At 40.6% G+C, this 3173-nt stretch carries 3 protein-coding genes; 1 reads left to right on the top strand and 2 read right to left on the bottom strand.

Going from position 1 to position 3173, the window contains the following annotated elements; all coding sequences use genetic code 11:
* The coding region (locus VN105_RS24375) for a hypothetical protein (RefSeq protein WP_325645143.1) at positions 1-854 on the top strand (854 nt) is incomplete at its 5' end.
* A gap of 147 nt (positions 855-1001) precedes the next feature.
* Here VN105_RS24375 and VN105_RS24380 read toward each other — a convergent pair.
* Together VN105_RS24380 and VN105_RS24385 are read right to left on the bottom strand one after the other, a co-directional pair.
* The gene (locus VN105_RS24380) at positions 1002-2885 is read right to left on the bottom strand and encodes a hypothetical protein (protein ID WP_325645145.1); all 1884 of its coding nucleotides are present in this window, start codon (positions 2883-2885) and stop codon (positions 1002-1004) included.
* Between the two features lie 11 nt (positions 2886-2896).
* A partial coding sequence (locus VN105_RS24385) for a T9SS type A sorting domain-containing protein (RefSeq protein WP_325645147.1) occupies positions 2897-3173 on the bottom strand: 277 nt, incomplete at its 5' end.

The raw sequence follows: 3173 nt of genomic DNA on the forward strand, positions 1-3173 counted from the left end.
TTCTATTCATGCTTGCTTTTGCAGGAATTATGATTACCCATGCTCAAACCGGTAATATTGGTATAGATACCGCTTTGCCTACTACAAAACTCGATATAAATGGGGGTGTAACCTACCGAGAAGGATCGCCTATAACAGTCAATGGAGCCACAGTTGTAATTCCCGATCTGTCTTTTTCGCAATATCGGCTAACAGGAACACCTTCTTCAGCTTTTACAATTACTGGCCCAACAACTTCTGATGGAACTACAGCAATAATAGCCGGAGCAAGATTGATAATAGTAAATGCCACTTCGCAGCCTGGTGTATTGAATAGTTTTTCAATTTTACCAGGATTAGCACAGGAATTTACATATTCCAATGGAAGCTGGACTGCTATCCGTAATCCAAGCGGACCCATTGGGTTATTTGCCAAATCAGCAGGAACACAGGTAATTACCGGGGCTCAGGTCATTAATGATTGGGTGGTAACTACTAATAATTTTGCTACAGCTTGGAATGGCAGCATTTTTACTGTACCGGCGAGTATGCAAGGCTGGTATAGCATCAGTGCGGGCTATAGCACCGCCGCCAGTTATGCAGGAGGCATTCGTACACCTCATCAACACGTACTGATAAGAGTGAATGGTATTACAGTAGCACAGGCATCAACCGCGGTGGTTATAACCGGAGGCCTGGTAAATGGTAATGCACCTGGTAGTGGAACCGCTAATGCATCAATTAATTATTATTTAAATGCTGGCGACCAAATTTCCATAATTGGTAATCATTTAAGCTATCTGGTATCAAATAATGCGTCTACCCCAGCTTCAGCAGAGTCCTTATTTACGTATTTATCTATATTGAAGCAATAACTCATAACTCTGAAAATGCTAAACGATTTATTTGTTGTTTTTGAGTTATAATACCAGTATCAGTTTAGATTTTCTGCTATCATCTATTTAATAAAAAAAGAGGCTGCCCTTTTGAGACAGCCTCTTTAAAAGATTTGCTTCATACAGTTATTGGATAAAGCTTACATCTCCCTGATAATTTTGTGTGCCATTACAGTTGGTCAACTTTAATTTCCACATATATACTCCCGGATAATTAACATATGGGCCAGGATTACCATTCGCATCAGGCGTGTATCTGCCGTCCCATCTGATTTGCCCGTTATAAAATCCTAAACATGATGTTTCATACTTGTAATAAACCCGGGTTCCCCAACGATCATATACGCTAAGCTCGTAGGCATATGCATTGTATGCGGGAATGGCATATTGATTCATTAATGTATTATAAATGACAAACGGATTACTAACAGTCATAGCATTTGGTATAAATAAATTTGGAAAAGCACCGGTAAAAACAGGTGGTTTTACTGTTGCAGTTTGACTTCCACAAGCACTGGTTACTGTCACAGTATAAGTATTGTTTCCAGAAACGGAAGAGGTGTCGGATGTACTGCCTGTACTCCATGAATACTGAATACTGTTGGTAGCTTGCTGCATATGGAAGCCGTAATCTGAACCGATCTCAGATTCATTACCGCAAAGCTTGATCCAAGGGTCAAATCTCACCGTACCTGATCCCGTACAATTATTGTAGGTCACACAAGCAAAGGCTCCCCTGACGTTCTGAATAGCAGTCACATAAATCCATTGTTGATTTTTGCATCCATTATATTCATACACAATACGGTACTTTGTACACTTTGTTGGCGTTACTGTGATTTCATTTGTGGCAGTAAATGGGCCTCCTATTGGCCCTGACCACAACAAGGCTCCATTACCAATGAAATTTCCGGCTTCATCATACCACTTATAATTGGTTACTGTACCAGCACCGGCATATGGAACATTGGCTCTTAATTTCACGCTCGACCCACAACAGATAACTTTATTGCTTGTATTGATAGGAGGATAATCAATTTTAACGATTTTATAGGTTTCTACCCAATTACTGCCACAATTGCGAACCCTAAGTGTAACTTTATAATAATGACCGTTCTGTAAAGTAGGCATTGCAGATTGCAGGTTAAAGCTACCAGCTAGTCCGGTTTGTATTATTCCGAAAGGTGGACTTCCAATGGGGTTACCGGAAGCATCACATTCCTGGGCCAGCCAATAATATTGAGTTTCATTCACAGTCCTGCTGCCACTAAAAACAATCTGGTCATCAATGTTACATACCACAGAAGGTCCGGTGATAACAGGTGCAGGAGGAACCGGTTTACAAAGTGCATCAATATAAGCATAACCAAAATGGCCGCCTTCTGTACAATCTGCTGTTGCAAAGTATATGGTAAGTTGCTGCCCGATATATTGGGAAGGGATGGTAATGCACTGTGTCTGCCATTCCTTATAAGAAAGGATATCTCCGTTATAGGTCATTGACCGAAGAAAAGGATCGAATATGTTATTACTACCGTTAACTTTATAAGGAGTTGTTACCAGATTACCTGGTGCTGTACTGCTGGCAAGATCATTAGTTGTACTGATCCAAAAACTGAAAAAACCATTAACAGTGGAAACGGGATGAGCACCTTGTAAAATTATAGCATACATAAACGATAAGGAGCTTCCGGCCGTAAAAGTGTACGACATAATTTCTGCTCCATTTTGAGCTCCGGTGTTTCCCAGTTTGAAAGAATAGTTGCCTTCGCCCACCATTGGTATAGCCGCTCCAACTACCGGATCATTACCAGCACTCACAACTGCATGTTGAATGGGGGATAAACCAGGAGTAAAAGTTGACAAATTCAGTGTTCCTGTTATATTGTTGCCGACATACGTCTGCCAATTGCTAAGATTGTTTAACTCAGCATCACCATTTGGGCACTGTGCATTAGCATATGTTAAACTTAAGAATATATATGATAAAAGTAAAATTAATTTTCTCATGATTTCGGAGTTTATTGAACAATTAGTTTTTGAATAACGGGTGGCTGCCCTTGTGCATTGAACTGAAGCAGATAGTTTCCGGCTGGAAGATTGATATTATGCTGAACGGTGTGCTTTCCGCTATCGACCTGTTTATTACTGAACACGGTATCTGCAATACGGCCATTCATATCTATAATCTGCAGGCTTGCTTCACCATGTTTTTCAACCTGATAGGTAATACTGATCATATGTCTGGCAGGATTGGGTGCCACAACCAAAGGGAATGCAGCGGACTGCTTTTCTATG

This window comes from Chitinophaga sp. (assembly GCF_035564935.1).
In the GTDB taxonomy this organism is placed as follows: domain Bacteria; phylum Bacteroidota; class Bacteroidia; order Chitinophagales; family Chitinophagaceae; genus Chitinophaga.

What these genes read in the sequence shown, in the direction of transcription:
- VN105_RS24380 (WP_325645145.1), bottom strand. Translation starts at nt 2,885, where the DNA reads ATGAGAAAATTAATTTTACTTTTATCATATATATTCTTAAGTTTAACA.